Origin of the sequence: Halosimplex halophilum (assembly GCF_004698125.1) — an archaeon.
Lineage (GTDB): Archaea > Halobacteriota > Halobacteria > Halobacteriales > Haloarculaceae > Halosimplex > Halosimplex halophilum.
Map to the genome: position 1 here is coordinate 845,524 of NZ_ML214297.1, position 19,796 is coordinate 865,319.

Annotated in this window: 22 protein-coding genes; 9 read left to right on the forward strand and 13 right to left on the reverse strand. The window is 70.7% G+C overall.

The window, feature by feature from the left end:
- Window positions 1-30 precede the first annotated feature (30 nt).
- Window positions 31-402: a HesB/IscA family protein gene (locus tag E3328_RS04170; RefSeq protein WP_135363353.1), complete on the forward strand. Its 372-nt coding sequence runs from the start codon at window positions 31-33 to the stop codon at window positions 400-402.
- Here E3328_RS04170 and E3328_RS04175 read toward each other — a convergent pair.
- The 5 genes from E3328_RS04175 to E3328_RS04195 form a co-directional block, all read right to left on the reverse strand.
- The gene (locus tag E3328_RS04175; RefSeq protein ID WP_135363354.1) at window positions 399-599 is read right to left on the reverse strand and encodes a dodecin; all 201 of its coding nucleotides are present in this window, start codon (window positions 597-599) and stop codon (window positions 399-401) included. The genes E3328_RS04170 and E3328_RS04175 overlap by 4 nt on opposite strands.
- Before the next feature lie 116 nt (window positions 600-715).
- Window positions 716-1,369: a DUF2238 domain-containing protein gene (locus E3328_RS04180; RefSeq protein ID WP_135363355.1), complete on the reverse strand. Its 654-nt coding sequence runs from the start codon at window positions 1,367-1,369 to the stop codon at window positions 716-718.
- Window positions 1,366-2,004 (reverse strand): hypothetical protein, encoded by a 639-nt coding sequence (locus E3328_RS04185; protein WP_135363356.1) that lies wholly within the window; start codon window positions 2,002-2,004, stop codon window positions 1,366-1,368. The genes E3328_RS04180 and E3328_RS04185 overlap by 4 nt, the downstream gene beginning before the upstream one ends.
- 92 nt (window positions 2,005-2,096) lie before the next feature.
- Window positions 2,097-2,405 carry a DUF7116 family protein gene (locus tag E3328_RS04190; protein WP_135363357.1) on the reverse strand — a complete coding sequence of 103 codons (309 nt, stop codon included), beginning with the start codon at window positions 2,403-2,405 and terminating at the stop codon, window positions 2,097-2,099.
- Window positions 2,406-2,563: 158 nt separating this feature from the next.
- Entirely contained in the window at window positions 2,564-2,803 is a 240-nt protein-coding gene (locus E3328_RS04195; protein ID WP_135363358.1) for a DUF5816 domain-containing protein, read from the reverse strand.
- Window positions 2,804-2,975: 172 nt separating this feature from the next.
- Here E3328_RS04195 and E3328_RS04200 point away from each other — a divergent pair, with 172 nt between their 5' ends.
- Window positions 2,976-4,331: a bifunctional metallophosphatase/5'-nucleotidase gene (locus tag E3328_RS04200; protein ID WP_135363359.1), complete on the forward strand. Its 1,356-nt coding sequence runs from the start codon at window positions 2,976-2,978 to the stop codon at window positions 4,329-4,331.
- Between the two features lie 78 nt (window positions 4,332-4,409).
- Window positions 4,410-4,811 carry a universal stress protein gene (locus tag E3328_RS04205; protein ID WP_135363360.1) on the forward strand — a complete coding sequence of 134 codons (402 nt, stop codon included), beginning with the start codon at window positions 4,410-4,412 and terminating at the stop codon, window positions 4,809-4,811.
- 19 nt (window positions 4,812-4,830) lie between these two features.
- On the opposite strand, the gene E3328_RS04210 is transcribed toward E3328_RS04205, so the two are convergent.
- Window positions 4,831-5,943 carry a mechanosensitive ion channel family protein gene (locus E3328_RS04210; protein ID WP_209452130.1) on the reverse strand — a complete coding sequence of 371 codons (1,113 nt, stop codon included), beginning with the start codon at window positions 5,941-5,943 and terminating at the stop codon, window positions 4,831-4,833.
- A gap of 160 nt (window positions 5,944-6,103) precedes the next feature.
- A complete protein-coding gene (locus tag E3328_RS04215) occupies window positions 6,104-6,547 on the reverse strand; it encodes a hypothetical protein (RefSeq protein WP_135363361.1) in 444 nt (147 codons plus the stop codon).
- A gap of 201 nt (window positions 6,548-6,748) precedes the next feature.
- On the opposite strand from E3328_RS04215, the gene E3328_RS04220 reads away from it, so the two are divergent.
- On the forward strand, window positions 6,749-7,495 hold the full coding sequence (locus E3328_RS04220) for a proteasome assembly chaperone family protein (RefSeq protein ID WP_135363362.1): 747 nt from the start codon (window positions 6,749-6,751) through the stop codon (window positions 7,493-7,495).
- A 49-nt stretch (window positions 7,496-7,544) separates the two neighbouring features.
- Here the strand turns inward: E3328_RS04220 and E3328_RS04225 are convergent, their stop codons facing one another.
- On the reverse strand, window positions 7,545-8,396 hold the full coding sequence (locus tag E3328_RS04225; protein WP_135363363.1) for an eIF2B alpha/beta/delta subunit family protein: 852 nt from the start codon (window positions 8,394-8,396) through the stop codon (window positions 7,545-7,547).
- Between the two features lie 153 nt (window positions 8,397-8,549).
- Here E3328_RS04225 and E3328_RS04230 point away from each other — a divergent pair, with 153 nt between their 5' ends.
- Window positions 8,550-9,002 (forward strand): type IV pilin N-terminal domain-containing protein, encoded by a 453-nt coding sequence (locus E3328_RS04230; RefSeq protein ID WP_135363364.1) that lies wholly within the window; start codon window positions 8,550-8,552, stop codon window positions 9,000-9,002.
- Between the two features lie 96 nt (window positions 9,003-9,098).
- On the opposite strand, the gene E3328_RS04235 is transcribed toward E3328_RS04230, so the two are convergent.
- From E3328_RS04235 to E3328_RS04250, 4 genes are all read right to left on the reverse strand, one after another.
- Window positions 9,099-10,562 carry an RtcB family protein gene (locus E3328_RS04235; RefSeq protein WP_135363365.1) on the reverse strand — a complete coding sequence of 488 codons (1,464 nt, stop codon included), beginning with the start codon at window positions 10,560-10,562 and terminating at the stop codon, window positions 9,099-9,101.
- A 251-nt stretch (window positions 10,563-10,813) separates the two neighbouring features.
- Entirely contained in the window at window positions 10,814-11,905 is a 1,092-nt protein-coding gene (locus E3328_RS04240; protein WP_135363366.1) for a DoxX family protein, read from the reverse strand.
- Window positions 11,906-11,973: 68 nt separating this feature from the next.
- Complete coding sequence (locus E3328_RS04245; protein WP_135363367.1) at window positions 11,974-12,396, reverse strand: archease; 423 nt, start codon at window positions 12,394-12,396, stop codon at window positions 11,974-11,976.
- Window positions 12,393-13,421 carry a DUF502 domain-containing protein gene (locus E3328_RS04250; RefSeq protein WP_135363368.1) on the reverse strand — a complete coding sequence of 343 codons (1,029 nt, stop codon included), beginning with the start codon at window positions 13,419-13,421 and terminating at the stop codon, window positions 12,393-12,395. The genes E3328_RS04245 and E3328_RS04250 overlap by 4 nt, the downstream gene beginning before the upstream one ends.
- A gap of 105 nt (window positions 13,422-13,526) precedes the next feature.
- On the opposite strand from E3328_RS04250, the gene E3328_RS04255 reads away from it, so the two are divergent.
- The 3 genes from E3328_RS04255 (at window position 13,527) to E3328_RS04265 (ending at window position 16,446) form a co-directional block, all read left to right on the forward strand.
- Complete coding sequence (locus tag E3328_RS04255) at window positions 13,527-14,012, forward strand: GNAT family N-acetyltransferase (protein ID WP_135363369.1); 486 nt, start codon at window positions 13,527-13,529, stop codon at window positions 14,010-14,012.
- 87 nt (window positions 14,013-14,099) lie between these two features.
- On the forward strand, window positions 14,100-15,260 hold the full coding sequence (priS, locus tag E3328_RS04260; protein WP_135363370.1) for a DNA primase small subunit PriS: 1,161 nt from the start codon (window positions 14,100-14,102) through the stop codon (window positions 15,258-15,260).
- Window positions 15,261-15,273: 13 nt separating this feature from the next.
- Complete coding sequence (locus E3328_RS04265) at window positions 15,274-16,446, forward strand: DNA replication complex subunit Gins51 (RefSeq protein ID WP_246022887.1); 1,173 nt, start codon at window positions 15,274-15,276, stop codon at window positions 16,444-16,446.
- A 91-nt stretch (window positions 16,447-16,537) separates the two neighbouring features.
- Here E3328_RS04265 and E3328_RS04270 read toward each other — a convergent pair whose 3' ends face one another.
- Window positions 16,538-17,701 carry a S1C family serine protease gene (locus E3328_RS04270; protein WP_135363371.1) on the reverse strand — a complete coding sequence of 388 codons (1,164 nt, stop codon included), beginning with the start codon at window positions 17,699-17,701 and terminating at the stop codon, window positions 16,538-16,540.
- Between the two features lie 150 nt (window positions 17,702-17,851).
- Here E3328_RS04270 and E3328_RS04275 point away from each other — a divergent pair, with 150 nt between their 5' ends.
- Window positions 17,852-19,783, forward strand: a complete 1,932-nt coding sequence (locus E3328_RS04275) for an ABC transporter ATP-binding protein (protein WP_135363372.1) — start codon at window positions 17,852-17,854, stop codon at window positions 19,781-19,783.
- Window positions 19,784-19,796: the final 13 nt, after the last annotated feature.

Here is a 19,796-nt window from a genome sequence, read left to right on the forward strand (position 1 = left end):
GTTAACACGTTCGGGGCGAAACTCAAGGGTATGAGTTCCACGACGGAGCCCGAGCCCGACCCGGACCGGCAGGGCATCGAGGTCACGGAGGCGGCCGCCGAGGAGGCCGTCTCGCTCCTCGAGGACGAGGACATGGATACCGACGTGGCGGGGCTGCGCCTGTTCGTCCAGCAGGGCGGCTGCGCGGGGCTGTCCTACGGGATGCGCTTCGAGTTCGAGCCCGAGGACGACGACACCGTCCACGAACATCACGGGCTGCGCGTGTTCGTCGACCCGGCGAGCATCGACTACGTGGAGGGGTCGGTGCTCGACTTCGAGGGCGGGCTCCAGGGCGAGGGGTTCCACGTCCGGAACCCCAACGTCGTCAGCGAGTGCGGCTGCGGCGAGAGCTTCCGTACCTAGTCTTCCAGTTCGAACGCCACCTCGACTTCGGCCTGGTACTCCCGACCCTCGACGCTGGCCACCTCGACGCCCATCTCCTCGACCTCGACCCACTTGACGTTCTGCAGGGTCTCCTCCGCGCGGTCGACCGCGTCGTCGACCGCCTCGTCGAAGCTCTCGCTGCTCGTCCCGATCAGTGTGATCTTCTTGAATACCATCGCGCTGTGTGGTACGCCCCCACGGTACAAAAGGTTCGGCCGGGCGACAGAGCGAGGTGGCGCGTCGACCGACGGGCGTTCGCCCCGGCGGGCGCGGCCGACGGGTCCGCGCTCGCTCACGCGGCCCGCTCGTCGAGGCGGTCCCGGATGTAGTGGGAGACGTCGTTGAGATGGGCGGTGCCCCAGATCGCGACGACGACGGCGCCGAGCGTGTTGTAGACGAGGTCCCACAGCGAGTCCTCCAGGCCGTACTGGGTCAGGATCGTCTCGGTCCCGGCCATCGAGGCGACCACGCCGATCGTGAACTCGATGATCTCCCAGAAGACGCCGTAGGCGAGGACGAACATGAGGATGAAGACGAAGACGAACCGCGGCGGCAGGTTGATCTGGTCGGAGTGCTCGTCGAGCGCGCGGACGGTGGCGTAGCCGACGCCGGCGACGACCGACGACGACAGCGCGTGGGTCATGTGGTCCCACCAGGGGATCGAGACGTAGAAGCTCTCGCCGCCGGTGCCGATGGTCCCGAAGGCGTGGAGGAAGACGGCGCTGGTGATCCACAGCGTCAGCCCGGCGTCGAGCGGGACGCCGTAGTCGCGTTCCAGTACCGGGACGAGTTGCGCGATCAGCAGCGCCACGCCGGCGTTGGCGATGATCTTCACGTTCAGCCTCCAGACGCCGTAGAGGAAGACGCCGAGCATGACCAGCTCCATCAGCCAGGTGAGCCGGCGCTGCTGCCGGGTCGAGATCCCGAGGCGGTCGCGGATCCTCACGCCGTCTCACCCCGGGCCCGGCCCTCGACGACGGCCCGCCGCTTGACGTAGAACCGGAAGACGAGCCCGGCGACCAGGCCGGCGATCCCCGAGCCGACGAACTCGACCATCAGTTCGTGTTCGATGGTTTCGAGGTCGGCGTCGGAGAGCACGCCGTCGGGTCCGGGGTCGAGCAGGAGCGTGGTCCCGAGGTGGACGTCCGACCCCCAGCGCGCGAGCGCCCACAGGCCCGCCGCGCCCAGCGTCGTGACGACGACGAACAGGACGGCGAAGCCGACGCTCATCTCGACGGGGGTGAACAGGTGGAGGTTGACCGCGACCAGCAGCGCGAACGCGGCGATCGAGAGGTAGGTCGCGACGGTGCTGGTCACCTGCAGCGTGGCGACGGCGCGCCCGACGACCGGCAGGCCCGCGAGCAGGACGACCTCGGCGGGCGGCATCGCGCGCGGGTTCCGCCGCACCAGCGCCGGCAGCGCGACCACGACCCCGACGGTCGCGGCGAACGCCGCCCACAGGAGGTCGCCCGTGGCGACGCTCTCGATACAGACCAGGCCGACGACGCCGACCAGCACCCACGCGGCGCCGGCGTTGACCCGGGTGTCGGTCAGCAGCTCGCCGAGGTCCCGTTGTGCCATGCTACCCACAGGGATTCGGCTCCACCAAGGAAACGCTAACGGCTCCCCGGGATCGCCGTGCGGGAGAACAGCGTCGAGGCGCCGGCGAGCGGTCAGGCCGCGTTGCGGTGACAGGCGACCTCGTAGTCGCCGTCCTCGTCGACACCCATGATCGCCCACTCGTAGTCCGGGTCGGCGGTCTCCAGGCGGCGTTCGAGCTCGGGCACGTCCTCGGACCACGCGACGAAACACCGGTACTCCCCCGAGTCGGGCGTCTCGTCGAACTCCTCGGCCGGTGTGACGTGAACGACACGCCACTTCCGTTCGGCCAGGTACTCGCCGCCGCTGTCGGTCACCGTGTATCCGAGGTCTGCGAAGATCGACCGGGCCTTCTCGTCGAGGTGCTTGGTAACAGCCCTCATTCGTGTGCAGTTACCACGGGATCCGGGATAAGTGTTCCTACGGTTCACAGTCGACGGGAGTGCGGACCTGTCCCCCTCGACCGGTAGCGCCTCGTTACGCGGGGCCGAACGGGGGCAGCGTGGCGCCACCTCGACATCGGCGTGGCCTCGCAGCCGCGTCACTCGTGGGCGGCGTCCCACTCGTCGGGTTTCTTGAGGTTGCCGCAGTCGTTGCACTTGATCCGCCCCATCGAGTCCATCGCCGTCCGGAAGGAGTCGCAGTTGCCGCAGAAGTACCCCCAGCGGCGCTCGCGGTCGGGCGTCCGGTAGACGACGAAGAAGGGGCCCTCCGCCCCGCGCTCGGCGTCCTCGGTGTCGACGTACAGCGTCTCCGCGTCGGGACCGGTCTTCGTCTCCATATCCGAGGTGAGGGCCACGCCGCCCAAAGTCCTTCCGTCCGTGGCAGGAACCGGCGGCCGGGCCGGACTCCGCCCCCTCGTGGGGGCCGACGCCGGCGGTCGGATCCCGGCGTGTGACCGGCCGACCGGCCACCGAAGACGATATGGGCCCGTGGCGACTGCGATACGACGGATGTCGCCCCGCCTCCTCCACTACTCCGACGTCGAGAACGCCTACGACACGCCCGAGCGGGTCGCCCGCGTGGCCGGTCTGCTGGCCGACCGGCGCGGACCGGACGCGCTCGTCGCGGGCTCGGGCGACAACACCGGCCCCGGCGTGCTCTCGCTGGTCACCGACGGCCGCCAGTCGCTGGACTTCTTCGAGGCGGTCGACCCCCACGTCGAGACGGTCGGCAACCACGACTTCGACCACGGGTTCGACGCCCTCCGGGCGGTGATCGCCGACGCGCCCCAGCGGTGGACGCTCGCCAACGTCGACCTGGACGGCGAGCGGTTCGGCGCCGACGCGGGCGTCGAGCCCCGCGTCCTCGTCGACGTGGCGGACGCGACCGTCGGCGTCGTCGGCGTCCTCGACCCGGCGACCACGGAGATGACGCCAGGCACCGAGCCGCTGGAGTTCGGCGACCCCGTCGAGGCGGTCGCCCGGGAGACCCCACGGCTCCGCGAGGCGGGCGCCGACCACGTGGTCGCGCTCGCCCACACGAACGACGAGGACGCCCGCGCGATCGCCGCGGAGACCGGCGTCGACGCCGTGCTCGCGGGCCACTCGCACCACCAGCACGCCACCGCGGTCGACGGCACGCCGTTCACCCGGCCGGGCGCGACCGGGGCGTACGTCTACGAGATCGACCTCGACACCGGAGCGGTCACCTGCCACGACACGCAGGCGGCGGAGCCCGATCCCGCCGTCGCGGCCGCGCTCCGCGACCGGATCGCCGCCAACGACCTCGACGAGGTGGTCGCGCACGTCGACGAGCCGGTCTCCCGGGACCGCGAGCGGCGCCTCGGCGGCGAGTGGCGGCTGGGCAACTTCGTCGCCGACGCCTACCGCTGGAAGACGGGCGCCGACGCCGCCATCCAGAACGGCGGCGGGATCCGCGAGGGGCCGCCCCTCTCCGGCGACGTGACGGTCGCGGACCTGATCAGCGTCAGCCCGTTCGAGGAGCCGGTCGTCGTCACCTCGGTCACCGGCGGGGAGCTCCGGTCGGTCGTGGCGGAGGCGGACGGCCGGGCCGTCGACGGCCTCGACGACTACTGGTACGGCCACGTCAGCGGCATGCGCGTCGCCGCCGAGGACGGCGGCTACGAGCCGTACGTCGACGGTCGGCCGGTCGGCGACGACGAGCGCTACACGCTCGCGGTGCCGAACTACCTGCTCGTCACCGACCTGGAGTTCCCGACGCTGACCGAGGACCACGCGGTCGAGCGCCACGGCCTCCAGTACGAGGTCATCGTCGAGTACGCCCGGGAACACGGGCTCGACGCCCCGCTGGAGGGGCGGATCCCCGACGCCGTGGGCGCCGACTGAACCTTCGCCGGGGGCCACTCCGAGACCCGGCGTTCCCAATGGAAAGTTTCACGCGGTGGGGCGGAGAACTTCCGGTCGATGACGCAGGTCGTCGTCCCGGTCCGCTACCCGCTCTCGGAACACTCCAGGGCGACGCTCGCCCGGGCCATCGAGATCGTCGAAGAGCGCGGCGGCCAGCTCACCGTGCTCCACGTCAACCAGTACCAGGACAACCACCAGCCGACCCGCCGCGACCTGAAAGACGCCGTCGAGCGCGAGTTCGGTCGGCTGCCCGACGCCCGCTACGTCGTCCGCCAGGGGCTGCTCGTCGAGGAGACGCTGCTCGACGAGATCGTCGCCGAGGACGCCGACATCGTCGTCATCGGCAAGAAGCAGGCCGGCCGCTGGCGGCGGATGATCCGCCGGCTGGTCGACGACCCGGACATCGAGACGTTCCTGCGCGACGAACTGGACTGCGACGTGGTCACCGCCGAGCGCTGACGGGCGACCCGGTTGCCGCTCAGGGCCGCTCGTCGTCGCCGTCCCCGTCACTCTCGGCGGACGGGTCGGGCGGTCGCTCCGAGGGGTCGTCGCTCCCAGTCCGGGCCGGTCGTCCGCGGTCCGGCCGTTCCGGGCGGTCGGCCGCGGGCCTGTCGCGGACGCCGACCTGCATCTCGCCGCTCGTCTCGTCGAAGACGAGGTGCTGGTGGGGGTAGGCGATCTCCACGTCCTCCCCGGCGATGGCCTCGTCGAAGGCGGTCTGGATCGCCGAGCGGACCCGCAGCAACCAGTACGGTTCCTCGACCCAGTAGCGCAGCCGCAGGTTGATCCCGTGGTCGCCGAACTCGTCGACGTAGCAGGTCGGCCCCGCGGGATAGCGGGCCGCGCCGACCCGGATCCGGGGGCCCCCGCCGACCACGCCGTCGACGTTGCGGGCCGCGTCCTCGGCGAGCTGTCGGGCGCGGGCCAGGTCGCTCTCGTAGGTGACCAGGATGTCCAGCGACTGCCGCGTGCGGGTGTCCTCGGCGGAGTAGTTGACCACGTCGCGGTCGCGCATCGTCCCGTTCGGGATGACGAGGAAGGTGTTGTCGAGCGTGAAGATCTTCGTGTAGCGGAGCGTGATGTCCTCGACGAACCCGCGCTGGTTGCGGTCGGCGAGCTCGATCATGTCGCCGATCTCGTAGGGCTGGTCGGCCAGCAGGAAGACGCCGCTGATGACGCTGCCGACGATGGGCGCGAGGATGACACCGACCACCGCCGAGAAGACGGCGACAGAGAGCGTCAGGTCGGCGAGGCCGTAGCCGTAGATGCCCATGACCGTGAACGCCGCGAACAGGAAGACGACCCCCCGGATGCCCCGCAGCGCCGTCCGGGTGAGGCTCGGCCGGCGGAACCGGCGGGCGATCCGGCGCCCGAGCAACCGGACGAGTAGCTGCGAGACGCCGTAGGCGAGGGCGATGACGACCAGCGACTGGGCGAGCTGGATCACCGGCGTCGGCGTGGCGTCGAGGACGCGCACCAGCCCGTCGGGCAGCCACGACGGCGCTTCGCCGCCGGCGGGCGTCGAGGTGCCGCCGTCCTGGCCGCCCGTCTGGGCGACCGGGCCCGCCAGCGCCCGCAGCCACTGGACCATGGCGTGGTGTCCGTCCCACCCGGCAAAAGGGTTGTGTCACAGGCAGTCCGAGGCCACTCCCCCGACTGTTCGCGTCGCACGGCTTGCCGACCGTATCGGGTCCGTTTCCGCCCGACGGCGCTGTTCGTCTACGGCCCGCCCGGACCGGTCAGGGAACGGGTCACGGGGTCAACCACTCGGCATGGCTCAGATTCCGGTAGAACGAGTTCACGTCCGCTATCGGGCCCTCCTCGTCGAGCGCCGAATCCTCGGCGTCCAGGTCCTCGATCAGTCGGTCGAACCGGTCGTTCAGCGACTCGATCTCCGTCACGACGTCCTGGTTCTCCTGCTGCCACTCTGATAGTTTCTCGTTGCCCGTCACGGTCCAGAGCGTGACCTCGCCGTCCTCGGTGACCTCCTCCACCGCGCGCTCGATCTCGGCGCTGATATCGCGGTAGTCGGAACAGATCGCCTCGAACCGCTCGACCAGTTCCGAAGTATCGCCGTCGACGGTCACGGAGTCGGAGTCGACGAGCGCTTCGAACGCGGACACCGTCTCCTGGTAATCGACGGTGTAGTCGGGTCCGCTGCTCTCGCTGAACCGCTCCCGAAGCCGTTCCAGCATACGTTCCGGTTTCGATCCCTCCGGGTTAGTTCTTTTCCAGTACCACGACCCGTCGGTTCAGAACTGGCAGACCTGATCGGCGGTGATCGCAGCGTCGAACAGGAGAGCGGTGCCGGCGACAGCCCCGACGGGTCGGTCGCCGCGACCGGACGCCGTCCGCGCTCGGAAAACCGATTTGTGGCTCCTGGCCGTACCGCCGCTATGGAGCCACAGCAGGCGGCCGAGGCGACGTTCGAGATCCGCGAGACGGGCGACACCGAGGGGGAAGCGCTGATCGCCGGGTTCTCCGAGTTCGGCCTCGCCGGACTGACTGCGGCGGACTACCTGGTCCAGCAGCTGGACCCGGAGGTCGTGGGGCACGTGACCGCCCCCGACCTGCCGACGATCACGCCGTTCGACGACGGGACGCCCCGCCACCCGGTTCGGCTGTTCTCGGCCGAGTCGGTCCCCGTCGTCGTCCTCGTGAGCGAACTGTTCGTCCCGGCGACCGCCGCGCGGTCGTTCAGCGACGCCCTGCTCTCGTGGACCGCCGACGCCGACATCTCGGAGACGGTCGTCCTCTCGGGCGTCCAGATGCCCCACGCCGAGGACGACCACCGGACGTTCTACGTCGCCACTGAGGACTACCGGCGGGCGCGCCTCGACGACGCCGACGTGCCCCCGATGGCCACCGGGTTCACCGACGGCGTCAAAGCCAGCGTGCTCGCCCGCGGGATCGACTCGCCGCTCCGGGCGTGCGTCTACGCGACGCCCGCCCACGCCCAGGCGCCCGACGCCGAGGCGGCGCTGCGGCTCGTCGAGACCGTCGACGACGTGTACGACCTCGGCGTCGACACCGGCCCGATGGAGTCGTTCGCCGCCGAGATACAGCGCCACTACCGGGACCTGGCCGACCGCATCGAACAGGCCCGCGAGGAACAGCAGCCCGAAGACCGGATGTATATGTGACCGGCGGGGAGGGTGAACAGTCGCGCGCCCCCGTCCGTGACCCCCGGTCTCAGAACTCGTGGACCTGTTCGTCGGTGATAGCGGCGTCGAGCAGGCGGGTGGGCGTCGCGTCGTAGGCGGGGTTCTCGACGGCGAAGCCGTCGGCGGGTTCGCGGATCACCTCGCTGGCCGAGCGGTGTTCGTTCTCGAAGGCGAACCCGCCGGTGACGACCTTCGCCTCCGCGCCGACGACCCGGACGGGCACGCCCGCGTCGCTCGCCGTGGCGGCCAGCGGGTAGGTGCCGATGCGGTTGTAGAGGGTGTCCTCGACGATGCAGTCCATGCCGACGACGACCTGGTCGATCTCCGGGAGGAAGTGGCCCGCCGCCCCGTCGACGATGAGGTGGGCGTCGACGCCGTCGAGGTCCGAGAGGGTCCGCACCATCTTCCGGCCCAGGTAGCGCGGGCGCGCCTCGGTGCAGTACACCTCCAGGTCGGTCCCCGCATCGACGGTCCGCTCGATGGCTTCGAGGACGGTCGAGGAGTAGTCGTGGGTCAGCAGCGTCGGCCCGCCCTCGAGGTACTCGACGGCGCGTTCGGCGGCCCGTTCCTTGGCCGACCGGACGCGGTCGACGACCGACTCGACGGCGTCGCGGGTCACCTCCTTGGCCGCGTCGACGGAGTCTGCGTCGGCGTCCTCGACGGTCGAGAGGACCTCCCGCTGGGTCGTCTGCAGGGAGGCGTGGGAGGGGTTGGCCCGCCGGAGCGCGTGGCTGTTGCGTTCGAGCGTCCGGACGTACTCCTCGACGGTCGGGTACTCCCGATCGGTCAGCGAGAGCAGCGCCTCCGCCGCCTTCACCGCGACGACGGACGAACTGTGCGTCTGCATGTCCGCGATCTCCTCGACCGTCTCGTCTATCATGCTAGAACCGTCGCCGCTCGCGCTCAAAGGCTTTCCCCCTGGCGATCCCGCCCGTCGAACCGCCTCCCCGAGTGCGGAGCGTCCGCCCGGTCCTATCGATTCTGATACTCCCGCCGAAGCTGGTTTAGTGTCCGCTCGCGCTATCGGGAGTACATGACGGGTGACAGCCGGGGACGCGAGCGAGCGGGCAGGGGCGACCGCGGCGTCTCTGAGTTCGCCGGCGTCGCGATCCTCGTCGGGATCACCCTGCTCGTGACGGGGTCGGTCGGCCTCTACGTGCTCGCCGACCCCGCGTCCGAGGCCGCGGGACCGAACGCGAACTTCACCTTCGAGCACATCGACAGCGCGTCGGTGCTCATCGTCACCCACGACCGCGGGGACAACTTCACGGCCGGCAACCTCACGGTCCGGAGCGGCGAGGCGGCGGTGACGTGGAGCCAGCTCGCCAACTCGTCGGCGAACGAGACGGTCTCGCCGGGAGCCACCGTCCAGCTCAGCCGCCGGAACGCCTACGGCCGCCCGGTCGGCGCGAGCGACCGGATCGCCGTCGTCTACACCCCGCCGGCTCGCAACGAGACGGTGCTCGACCGCTGGAACGACGGCTGATACCGGCGGCCGCCCCGGCAACGCCCACCGGTCTCGTCCGGTCGCGGCCGGGCAGTCACCGATTCCGCTCGGTCCCCGGTCGACCGACGCGCCCCGTCAACCCTTGATGTTGCAGACGGGGAACGTGCGGGCGACGCGGTCGCCGATGCCCAGCGCGTCCGAGACGCGGACGACCTCGTCGACGTCCTTGTAGACGCCCGGCGCCTCCTCGGCGACGGTCGCGCCGCTCTGGGCCTTGACGTAGACGTGGTCCTGCTCGCGCAGGTCGTCCTGCACGTCGCCGCCCCAGAACTCCTGTTTGGCCTGCGTGCGGCTCATCAGCCGACCCGCGCCGTGGGCCGTCGACCCGAACGTCTCCGACAGCGACTGCTCGCCGCCGCGCAGGACGTAGCTTCCGGCGCCCATGCTCCCCGGGATGAGGATCGGCTGGCCCACGTCCCGGTACGCGGGCGGCACCTCGGGACGGCCCGCGGGGAACGCCCGCGTCGCGCCCTTCCGGTGGACGTACACCTCCCGTTCCTCGCCGTCCTCGACCTCGTGGACCTCCTTCTTCGCGATGTTGTGAGCCACGTCGTACAGCAGGTCCATCTCCATCTCCTCCCACGACCGGTCGAACACCTTCTCGAAGACCTGCCGCGTGCGGTGCATGATGAGCTGGCGGTTCACCCACGCGAAGTTGATGGCCGCGCACATCGCGCCGTAGTAGTCCTCCGCGAGCTGCGACCCCGCGGGCGCCGCTGCCAGTTCCTTGTCCGGCAGCTGCGAGAGCAGTCCCTGGTGGGCCTGCTCGATGTCCCGCAGGTAGTCCGTACAGACCTGGTGGCCCAGCCCGCGCGAGCCGCAGTGGATCAGCACGACGATCTGGTCGGGTTCCAGCCCGAAGTCGGCGGCCACGTCCTCGCGGTACACGTCTGTCACCCGCTGGACTTCGAGGAAGTGGTTGCCGCTGCCGAGGCTGCCCACCTGGTTCTTCCCGCGGTCCTTGGCCTTCTTCGAGACCTTGCTCGGGTCCGAGTCCGTCCGGACGCCCTCGTCCTCGCAGTGTTCGAGGTCCTCGGGGACGGCGAAGCCCTCCTCCAGCGCCCACTCCATCCCGCGGTCGAGGATCGCCTCCACGTCGTCCATCGACCCCTCGTAGACGCCGCCGCCGCCCAGCCCCGACGGGACGTTCGCGAACAGCGCGTCGACGAGTTCCTCCTCGCGGCCCTGCACGTCCGCGTAGGTGAGGTTCGTCGTCATCATGCGGACGCCGCAGTTGATGTCGTAGCCCACTGCTCCCGGCGAAATACAGCCGTTCTCCGCGTCGATGCCGGCGACGCCGCCGACCGGGAAGCCGTAGCCCTGGTGGCCGTCGGGCATGCAGACGGCGTACTTGCGGACGCCGGGGAGGTGCGTCGCGTTCTTGAGCTGCTGGAGCGTCTTGTCCTCGCTGATCTCGTCGAGCAGGTCCTCGCTGGCGAGCACCCGCGCGGGGACGTTCATCTCCCCTTCCTGCGGGATCTCCCAGACGTAGTCCCTGACCTTCTCCAGGGTGATGCCGTCGGCGTCGTAGGTGGTCATACGCGAACGTCCGCCCGGCGCGCCGAAATCGGTTTCGCTGTTCCGTGATGGTGTGTTCGGTACGTCGTGCGTACTTACCGTCGGCATCCGCGCGCCTGTGGCGCGCGGTTCGACCACCGGAGCCGTCGGAGACGGCGGAGGTGGCCTTTTTCACCCATGTTTTTGCCGGCGGGGTTCCCCGCAGGGATCGGAGCGACCGAGGAAACCCCGCCGGGAAAAAGATGGCCTGTACTGAACACCGTCTACGAGAATCAGTCAGCAGTCGGGACGGCGTCGCGGCCCCGGTCGCGGTCCTCGGCGGCGGTCAGCCGGGCGTCGAGCGAGAGCGGGCCGCCGCCGAGCGTGAAGATAGCGGAGATCATGCCGAACAGCGTGATGTGAGCGAGCACGGGGTCGTCTGGAAGGCCGAACAGCGTGAGCACGAGCATCGTGAACGCGACGGCGGCCGCGCCGCGGGTGTAGTAGCCGACGACCAGCAGCAGGCCGACGCCGATCTCCGTGAGGCCGGCGCCGAGCACCCAGAGCCCGGGGTCGACCGGGACGACGGCCGTCAGGTCGTACTTGTCGACGACCTGGACCGCCCGGGAGGGGTTGGCCAGCTTCTCGACGAGCCCGAGGTAGGCGAACGCGAGGCCGACGCCCACCCTGAGGACGGTCGCAACGTACCGCTCGTAGGGGGCGACCCGCTCGGCGAACCGCTCGGCGACGCCGCCGACGGGGTCGATCCGGCCGTAGTAGGTCCCGGCGGTGCCCGCGACCACGCTCAGCATGTGGTCGGCGCTGGGGCGCCCGCCGCCGACGAGGACGATGGCGACGAACCCGGGGACGTACTCGACCCCGAGCACGAGCTCCGGATAGGCGGCGAGCGCCGCGAGGTAGGTCAGGAGGCCGGCCGCGGCGACCGCCCGCGTCGCCAGGCCGAAGAGCAGGAGAAAGCCGAGGCCGACCTGGAGCAGTCGGGCCTGGACCTGGACGGCCGGGCTGAAGAGATACCCCGTGAACCCGGCGCCGACGAGCGGCAGCCCGAGGCTCAGCCGCAGCATCCACGGGACGTACTCCCGGTAGGACGCGAGCGCGGTTCGCAACGCGTCGATATCGGGCACCGTCGGCCGCACGACAAAGAGCGCCGTCAGCAGCCCGACCACGCCGACCGTGCCCCCCGCGACGAGCGCGAGGTTCAGCGGGTCGGAGAGCACCTCGACGGCGAACTCGACCGCGTCCCGCGTCGCCGTCGGCGCGTCGGTCACGTAGTCGACGTGTGCGCTGGCCCGCCCGGCGAGCGTCGCGAGCGCGACGCCGACCAGCAACAGGCTCGAACCCGACCGCACGCCCGGTCTGTCCATGGCCGGCGGTTGGCGTCGATGCGCCATAAGTGGCGGCTTCTCGGCCCGGGCGGCGTCGGGACGGGCGGCTACACGTCGAAGACGACGTAGGCGTGCCAGCCGTCCGTGGTCTCCGAGAGGTCCATCTCCGAGTAGGTGACCGCCTTCAGGTCCCGCGCCTCGACGTCGGCGAGGGGGATCCCCCGCGCCGACCCGGAGAGGTGCCACTCGCCGTCGGCTGACGAGGGCGCTGTCACCGCGGCCTCATTGTCGACCGGGAGGACGCCGCGCACGTCGCGCTCGTAGATGAGTTCGTCGAGGTAGTCGAACAGCAGCGCCTCGCGGCCCTCGGCCGTGACGGACAGTTCGAAGCGCTCGCCGCCCTCCGCGGGGATCTCGTCGCACATCGCCGCGGCCATGCCGTCGGCGACGGCGCCGAAGACGGCGTCCAGCGACTCCCCGCTGGCCTCGACGGCCACGTCGGCGGTGTGGTCCCGGAGCGCGAAACTCACGCGTCGCCCCCCGTGGCGTCCCTGTCGGGCGACGCGTCGCCGGATCCATCGGCCGCGTCGCCGGGTCCGTCGGCCGCGTCGTCCAGTTCGTCGGTCCCGTCGCCGGTCTGTTCGAGCATGTAGTGGCGGACGGCCTCCTCGTCGTCGACCTCGGACTCGTCGATGTCGGGGTGGATCGCGGCGAACTCCCGGCGGGCCTGTTCGCGCAGGTCGTCGGCCGCGTCGCCGGTCAGGTCGCTCAGGTCGTCGACGGTGCGTGTCCCCCACGCGCTCAGGTCGTCGACGCCGTCGCGGGCCTGCTTCCGGATCGTATCGAGGTCGACGAGCTCCTCCGGCGGGTCCTCGTCGGTCCGGTCGCCGGTGGCCACGCCGCTGGTGACGATCGAGCGGATCCCCTCCTCGACGGTCAGGTCCACGTCGTACACCCGGTCGTCGGAGACGTGGACGACGTACCCGCCCATCACGGGGTTGGGCGCCAGCGGCATGAACAGCGTCGTCACGTCGTCGTGGCCGGTGGTGTCGCCGATGGTCGGCGGCGCGTCCGCGGTGACGAACGCCAGCGAATACGAGCCCTCGCGGGGGAACTCGACGAGCTTCACCTCGCGGAAGCTCTCGGCGTCGTTCGACAGGAGCAGCTCGGTCATCTCGTTGAAGCTCGTGTAGAGCGAGCCGATCCCGGGGATGCGAGCCATGAGCGTGTCGAACACGCGTTCGAAGCCGTTGCCCGAGCGGGTCTCGGCGACGAGCCCGATCACGAAGATGAGCGTGACGAACGTCAGGACCGCGAGCAGCTCCATCACGAGCGGCGAGAGGTCCGACCCGATACCGTAGTTCTCGCTGAGGAAGGCGACGACCGGGCTGATCGCCTGGAGGATGAAGTTGACGACGAACGCGAGGATCATCACCGTGATCAGGAGGGGGATCGTCAGCGCGGCGCCGGAGAGGAACACCTGCCGGACCTTCCGGGAGAGGGTCGTCCACGAGGGGCCCGCGTCGGTGACGGACCCGGACGAGAGCAGTACCATACGCTCACCTGCGCCCGACTCGCCGAAAGGTTTGCGACCGTCCGCGTCCCGCGACCCGTCCGACGCCGATGGAATTATAGTGGCTTACACGCTACAGCCCGGATAGTGAGCGTCAACGTCGAGCGACGGGTTGTCGACCCGGGGGACGCCGACTACGTCGAGCAGGCCTGGCAACTCAAAGAGCGGATCCGCGCGGACGAGGGCGTCCTCCGCCAGCGACGCGGCTTCTTCGAGAACGCCTACCGCCGCTCGACGGTCTACCTGTTCGTCGACCGGAGCGACCGCGACGCGCTCGTCGGGTTCGCCGCCGTCCGCCGGGACGGCTACATCCTCTTTCTCGCCGTCGACGCCGACTACCGCGGCGAGGGCTTCGGCGAGGCGCTGGTCGCCCGCGTCGCCGAGGACTACAGCTCCGTGACCTGCCACGCCCGCACGACCAACCGCGAGGCGATCAACTTCTACCAGCACATCGGCTTCACCATCGAGCGCCGCATCGACGACTACTACGAGGACGGCGGCGACGCCTACTACCTCAAGCTCGGCGAGGACGAGGGGCTCGCCGACCGCCTCTCGAAACTGCTCGGCGGGTAGCGGGACCGCTATCGGGGAGACGGTCTTCCCAGCCGCGGTCGGCGGTGAGCGAAACCGCTTTCACGAACGGTCCGAAACCGGGTAGCCGTGCAGGAACAGACGCGGGCGTACCTCCGGGGGCGGTTCGGCGACCACTACCGCCGGACGGACCTCTCGCCGCCGCCCGAGGCCAACGAGCGCGAGTGGGGCTACGTCCCCTGGACCGACGGCCCCGGCGAGACGATGGTGCGCCACCGCTCGCTGCTCGACATGGGCAACCTCGACGACTTCCTCGCCCGCGAACGGCCGAAACACGTCTACTTCTCGGCCGGCCGCTACGAGAGCCCCGGCGCGAGCTCGATGGGCGAGAAGACCTGGCGCTCCTCCGATCTCGTCTTCGACCTGGACGCCGACCACCTGCCCTCGGTGACCCTCGGCGAGGACAGCTACGCCGAGATGCTCGCGAAGTGCAAGGACGCGCTGCGGCGCCTGCTGGACTTCCTCGACGACGACTTCGGCTTCGAGGACATGACGGTCGTCTTCTCAGGCGGCCGGGGCTACCACGTCCACGTCCGCGACGAGACGGTGCAGGAGCTGGGGAGCGACGCGCGCCGGGAGATCGTCGACTACGTGCGCGGCATCGGGCTGGACCAGGAGTACGTCCAGACCAGCGAGATGCGCGGCGGCGTCAGCCGGCGAGTCGTCCGGACCGAGGGCGGCTGGGGTCGACGGGTCCACGAACACCTCCTCGAATTCGTCGACGACCTGCTCGCGATGGACGACGACGAGGCGAAGGCCCGGCTGCAGGAGCTGGACGGCATCGGCGAGGGCCGCGCCGAGACCGTCTACGGCGCCCTGGAGAACAACGCCGAGGCGCTGGAGGCGGGCAACGTCGAACTCGGCGGCGTCGGGCTGCGGACGCTGCTCGACGCGTTCGTCGCCGAGGTCGTCGAACAGCAGAACGCACCCATCGACGAGCCGGTGACGACCGACGTGAACAGGCTGATCCGGCTGCCGGGCAGCCTCCACGGCGGCAGCGCGCTGGCGGTGCGACGCATCGACCGGGCGGACCTGGACGCGTTCGACCCGCTGGTCGACGCCGTCCCGGAGACGTTCGTCGGCCACGAGATCAGCGTCGAGGTGACCGACCCCGGCACCGTGGAACTGCGTGGCGATACCTTTAATCTCCAGGCGGGCGAGTCGTCCGTTCCGGAGTACCTCGGCGCGTTCCTGATGGCCAGAGGCCGCGCCGAGAAGGCACCAGAATGAGAGGCAACCCGCGATGATGGACCTGGACGAACTGCGCTCGGTACAGAGCCGCGAACGACAGACCGACAGCCTCCAGCAGCTGCGGGAGTCGTTCTACCGGGACGCCGGGGAGTTCATCCAGCAGCTGCACCGCGAGCGCGAGCGCGCCGCCGAGGAGGCAGACGACCCCTGGGACGCCCCGGAGGTCAACCGCCTCAGCGACGACATCGACACGGCCGAGGGGACGGTCGAGGCCATCTACGAGCGCCGCGTCGGCAAGATCGTCAAGATGGCGTCGCTCGCCGCCGCGGACATGCCGACCGAGGACGAGGGACTCACCGCCGAGGAGCGCAGCCTCTTCGAGACGCTCGTCGGCGCGATCGAGGAGAACCGCGCGCGCGTCGAGGCGGTCATCGACGGGGAGAACCCCGCCGCCGCGGCCGCCGACGTGGAGACGGGCGTCGAAACCGCCGCGGGAGCCGACCCGGCGACCGGCGGGGCGGACGAACCCGCTCCCCCGGCCGACACGGGCGCGTCGGGCGAGGCGCCCGCCGATCACCCGCCGGATTCGCCGACGAGCGACCCGGACGCGAGCGGCTCGCCCGGCGCCGATCCGTCCGCCGCCGGCCCGACACGCGACTCCGCCGGCGGGGACGGCGAGCGCGGCGAGGTGCCGAGCGATCCCGCGGACCTCGGCGACGCCCCGGCCGCGTCCGGCGCCGGCGGCGAGCCGACCCCGAGCCCGCCCGGGGACGAACCGGCCGGGGCCTCGGGCGTCGACGCCGCCGACCTGATGGGCGACGGCTCGGAGACGGCCGACGCAGGGGACGCGACGGACGACACCGGCCCGGCCGCGCCGCCGGAGGAGTCGGACGACGGGGGCCGCGACCACCCCCCGCAGGCCGACGGGGGCGCCGGTGCGGTCGACGCCGGGGGGAGTCCCGAGTCCGGTCGCGAGACCGGCCCGGCGGTCCCGGCGGGCGACGGCGCCACGACCGAATCCGCGTCGCCTTCGCCCGACGAGGCGACGGGCGGCGCGGAGGACGCGTCGGTCGACCGCGCGACCGTGAGGATCACCAGCGACGTGGGCGAGATCTTCGGCGTCGACCAGCGGGCCTACGACCTCACCGCCGAGGACGTGGTGACGCTGCCCGAGGCCAACGCCGGGCCGCTCGTCGAGCGCGACGCCGCCGAGCGGCTGGACTGACCCCGTATCTCCCGGCGAGAAAGTGACCGTCGAGCCGCGGCTTCGGTTTCGATTCGTGGCCGGTGAATCGGTGTGAGTCGGATCCGACCCGTCAGGTCGGGTCGGGACGGGACCCGAGCGTGAGTTCGACGGTCCGTTCATCGCCGTCGCGGAGGACGGTCACGTCGATGGTGTCGCCGGGGCTGGTCTCCAGCGCGAGGAAGCTGGCGAGCGTCTCCCTGGTAGGGATCGCGGTTCCGTCCATCGAGACGACCACGTCGCCGCCGGTCCCGACGCCGGGCTGGCCGGCCACGGTCGTCTCGCCGGTGGACCCCTGGAGGACCCCGTCAGAGGGGCCGCCGTCGCGGACGAGGTCGATGTAGACGCCGACGCGCTCGTCCACGTCGTTGGCCTCGGCGTGCAGCGGGTCGACCGTCTGGAGGCGGACGCCCATGTAGGAGTGTTCGTACTCGCCGTCTTCGAGCAGTGCGGGGACCACTCTGCGGGTGAGCGGCGCGGAGATGCCGAAGCCGATGTTGTCGCCGCCGCCCGAGTTGATGACGCCCGCGACGACCCCGTCGAGCGTGACCAGCGGGCCGCCGGAGTTGCCGGGGTTGACCGGCGCGTCCGTCTGGATCGCGTCGGGGATGCTGAAGTTGTTGGGCGCGGGGAGCGTCCGGTTGACGCCGCTGACGATCCCGGCCGAGACGGACCCGGAGTAGCCGAAGGGGTTGCCGATGGCGATGACTTCCGTCCCCACGTCGGGGTCTGACTCGCGCAGCGCCAGCGGCTCGGCGCTCTCGGGCAGCTCCTCGACGGAGAGGACCGCGAGGTCGCTGTACACGTCCGTCCCCTCGACGGTGGCGTCGAGCCAGCCGCTGTCGCTGAACCGGAGGTAGATCGTCTCGGCCCCCTCGACGACGTGCTGGTTCGTGACGACGTGGCCGTCGCTGTAGACGAAGCCGGTGCCCTGTGAGGGGCTCGGTGCCCCGGTGTACACCTGGATCTGGGCGACCGACGGGACGGTCGAGCGGTACACCTCGGCGTAGGTGCTCTCCCCGTCGGCGTCGAACTGCTCGAAGTCGCCGGCGGCGCCGTCCGCGCCGCCGTTCCCGTCCGCCGGACCGGAGCCCGGCGTCGACGGATCGGGGTCGACCGGCGTCGTGTCCTCGGCCTCGCCGCCGAGGATCGAGTCGGAACAGCCCGCGACGCCCGCCGACAGCGCCGTGCCGCAGGCCGCGAGGAACCGTCGCCGCGACGAGTCGGAGTCGTCCATACCGGGACTGTAGGACACCAGCCGAATAAAACCGCGGACGCACCGGGCCGGACCGACCGGGGCCGGAGCCGGGGGCCGGCGGCAGGTTCCAGAGAGTCTCTCCCCCTGAGTCGGGTTTTTGAGCGCGAGCGGTCAAGCGGTGGCGACCGAATGGCACGTCCCGACCCACACGGCAGTTTCGACGAGATCCGCGAGGAAGTCGACGGCCGCCCGATGCTCAGCCTGTTCCGCTACGCGACCCCCTACTGGGCGCCGCTGGCGCTCGGCGTCGTCTCGACGATGGTCAACCGCGTCGCGCGCCTGTTCCCGGCGCTGCTCATCGCGGCCGCCATCGACCTCGCGGTCAACCCCTCCGGCACCGCCAGCAGCGTCCTCTCGGCGGTGGGCATCGTCCCGGCCGAACCCGTCCCGCTCGACGACACCGCCGCCAGACTCGACCTGCTGTACTACCTCGGCGCGCTCGCGGCGGGCGCCTACGTCGTCCAGTCGGTCAGTCACTTCGGGTCGCGCTACTTCTTCCAGACGACCGCCCAGCGCATCCAGCACGACCTGCGGCTGGACACCTACGACCACATGCAGCGGCTGTCGCTGGACTTCTTCAACAACCACCAGACCGGCGGCATGATGTCGATCCTCAACAGCGACATCAACCGGCTGGAGGACTTCTTCAACGCCGAGATCCGCGAGATCACGCGGGCGATCATGATCTTCACGCTCGTCGGCGGGTGGATGATCTACACGGCGCCGTGGCTCGGGTTCCTCGTGCTCGTGCCGGTGCCGATCATCGCGCTGATCACCGCGAAGTTCATCATCTGGATCGAGCCGAAGTACAAGCGGATCCGCGAGCTGGTCGCGCGGATGAACACCCGGCTGTCGAACAACCTCGGGGGCGCGGCCATCGTCAAATCGTTCGACCGCTACGACGTGGAGCGGGACCGCGTCGCCGAGCAGTCCGGCGGCTACCGCGACGAGAAGATCGACGCCATCACCGTCCGGAAGGCCTTCTTCGCCTCGCTGCGGCTGCTCGTCGGCGCGATGTTCGTGACCATCCTCGTCCTCGGCGGCCGCGACGCCGTCACCGCGGGCGGCCTGACCGCCGGCGCCTTCGTCACCTACTTCATGTTCCTGCGCTACCTCGACGGCCCGATGACCCGCATCGGGAAGACCGCCAACAACTACCAGAAGGCCAAATCGAGCGCCGAGCGCGTCTTCGGCGTCCTCGGCTACACCGCCGACGTGACGACCGCCGAGGACGGCCACGCCCCCGACTCGGTCGACGGCCGCGTCGCGTTCGACGACGTGGACTTCAGCTACGCCGAGGGCGGCGAACAGATCCTCGACGGCGTCGACCTCGAAGTCGAGGCCGGAGAGACGGTCGGGTTCGCCGGCACGAGCGGGTCGGGGAAGTCCACCCTGCTCAAGCTCCCGCCGCGGTTCTACGACGTGGACTCCGGGGCCGTCCGGATCGACGGGACGGACGTTCGCGAGTTCGACCTGCAGACGCTGCGCAACCGGATCGGCGTCGTCGAGCAGGACCCGTACATGTTCTCCGGGACCATCCGCGAGAACGTCGCCTACGGTGACGCCGAGCTGTTCCGCTCGGTGCTGGCCAACTACGACGACATCCCGGCGGAGGTCGACCGGCGCGTCCGCGAGGCCGCGGAGGCGGCCGGCGCCCACGAGTTCGTCACCGACCTCCCGGACGGCTACGACACGATGGTCGGCGAGCGCGGCGTCAAGCTCTCCGGCGGCCAGCGCCAGCGCGTCTCCATCGCCCGCACGCTGCTCAACGACCCCGACGTGATAATCCTGGACGAGGCGACCTCGGACGTGGACACGGAGACGGAGGAGCTCATCCAGCGCAACCTGGAGGCGCTGACGGCCGACCGGACCGCGTTCGTCATCGCCCACCGGCTGTCGACCATCCAGGACGCGGACCGCATCGTCGTCATGGACGACGGCGAGGTGATCGAGACGGGCACCCACGAGGAACTCGTCGACGAGGGCGGCGCCTACGCGGGCCTGTGGGCCTCCCAGACCGACGAGAACGCCGCGAAGAGCCCCGTCGGGGCAGACGACTGACGGAGCCACCGGC

Excerpts from the sequence above, each read along its gene's own strand:
- E3328_RS04195 (WP_135363358.1), bottom strand. The coding sequence starts at position 2,803 with ATGGAGACGAAGACCGGTCCCGACGCGGAGACGCTGTACGTCGACACC.
- E3328_RS04175 (WP_135363354.1), bottom strand. The coding sequence starts at position 599 with ATGGTATTCAAGAAGATCACACTGATCGGGACGAGCAGCGAGAGCTTC.
- E3328_RS04200 (WP_135363359.1), top strand. The coding sequence starts at position 2,976 with ATGTCGCCCCGCCTCCTCCACTACTCCGACGTCGAGAACGCCTACGAC.
- E3328_RS04230 (WP_135363364.1), top strand. The coding sequence starts at position 8,550 with ATGACGGGTGACAGCCGGGGACGCGAGCGAGCGGGCAGGGGCGACCGC.
- E3328_RS04210 (WP_209452130.1), bottom strand. The coding sequence starts at position 5,943 with ATGGTCCAGTGGCTGCGGGCGCTGGCGGGCCCGGTCGCCCAGACGGGC.
- E3328_RS04220 (WP_135363362.1), top strand. The coding sequence starts at position 6,749 with ATGGAGCCACAGCAGGCGGCCGAGGCGACGTTCGAGATCCGCGAGACG.
- E3328_RS04275 (WP_135363372.1), top strand. The coding sequence starts at position 17,852 with ATGGCACGTCCCGACCCACACGGCAGTTTCGACGAGATCCGCGAGGAA.
- E3328_RS04225 (WP_135363363.1), bottom strand. The coding sequence starts at position 8,396 with ATGATAGACGAGACGGTCGAGGAGATCGCGGACATGCAGACGCACAGT.
- E3328_RS04265 (WP_246022887.1), top strand. The coding sequence starts at position 15,274 with ATGATGGACCTGGACGAACTGCGCTCGGTACAGAGCCGCGAACGACAG.
- E3328_RS04190 (WP_135363357.1), bottom strand. The coding sequence starts at position 2,405 with ATGAGGGCTGTTACCAAGCACCTCGACGAGAAGGCCCGGTCGATCTTC.
- E3328_RS04270 (WP_135363371.1), bottom strand. The coding sequence starts at position 17,701 with ATGGACGACTCCGACTCGTCGCGGCGACGGTTCCTCGCGGCCTGCGGC.
- E3328_RS04205 (WP_135363360.1), top strand. The coding sequence starts at position 4,410 with ATGACGCAGGTCGTCGTCCCGGTCCGCTACCCGCTCTCGGAACACTCC.
- E3328_RS04185 (WP_135363356.1), bottom strand. The coding sequence starts at position 2,004 with ATGGCACAACGGGACCTCGGCGAGCTGCTGACCGACACCCGGGTCAAC.
- E3328_RS04240 (WP_135363366.1), bottom strand. The coding sequence starts at position 11,905 with ATGGACAGACCGGGCGTGCGGTCGGGTTCGAGCCTGTTGCTGGTCGGC.
- E3328_RS04170 (WP_135363353.1), top strand. The coding sequence starts at position 31 with ATGAGTTCCACGACGGAGCCCGAGCCCGACCCGGACCGGCAGGGCATC.
- E3328_RS04235 (WP_135363365.1), bottom strand. The coding sequence starts at position 10,562 with ATGACCACCTACGACGCCGACGGCATCACCCTGGAGAAGGTCAGGGAC.
- E3328_RS04215 (WP_135363361.1), bottom strand. The coding sequence starts at position 6,547 with ATGCTGGAACGGCTTCGGGAGCGGTTCAGCGAGAGCAGCGGACCCGAC.
- E3328_RS04250 (WP_135363368.1), bottom strand. The coding sequence starts at position 13,421 with ATGGTACTGCTCTCGTCCGGGTCCGTCACCGACGCGGGCCCCTCGTGG.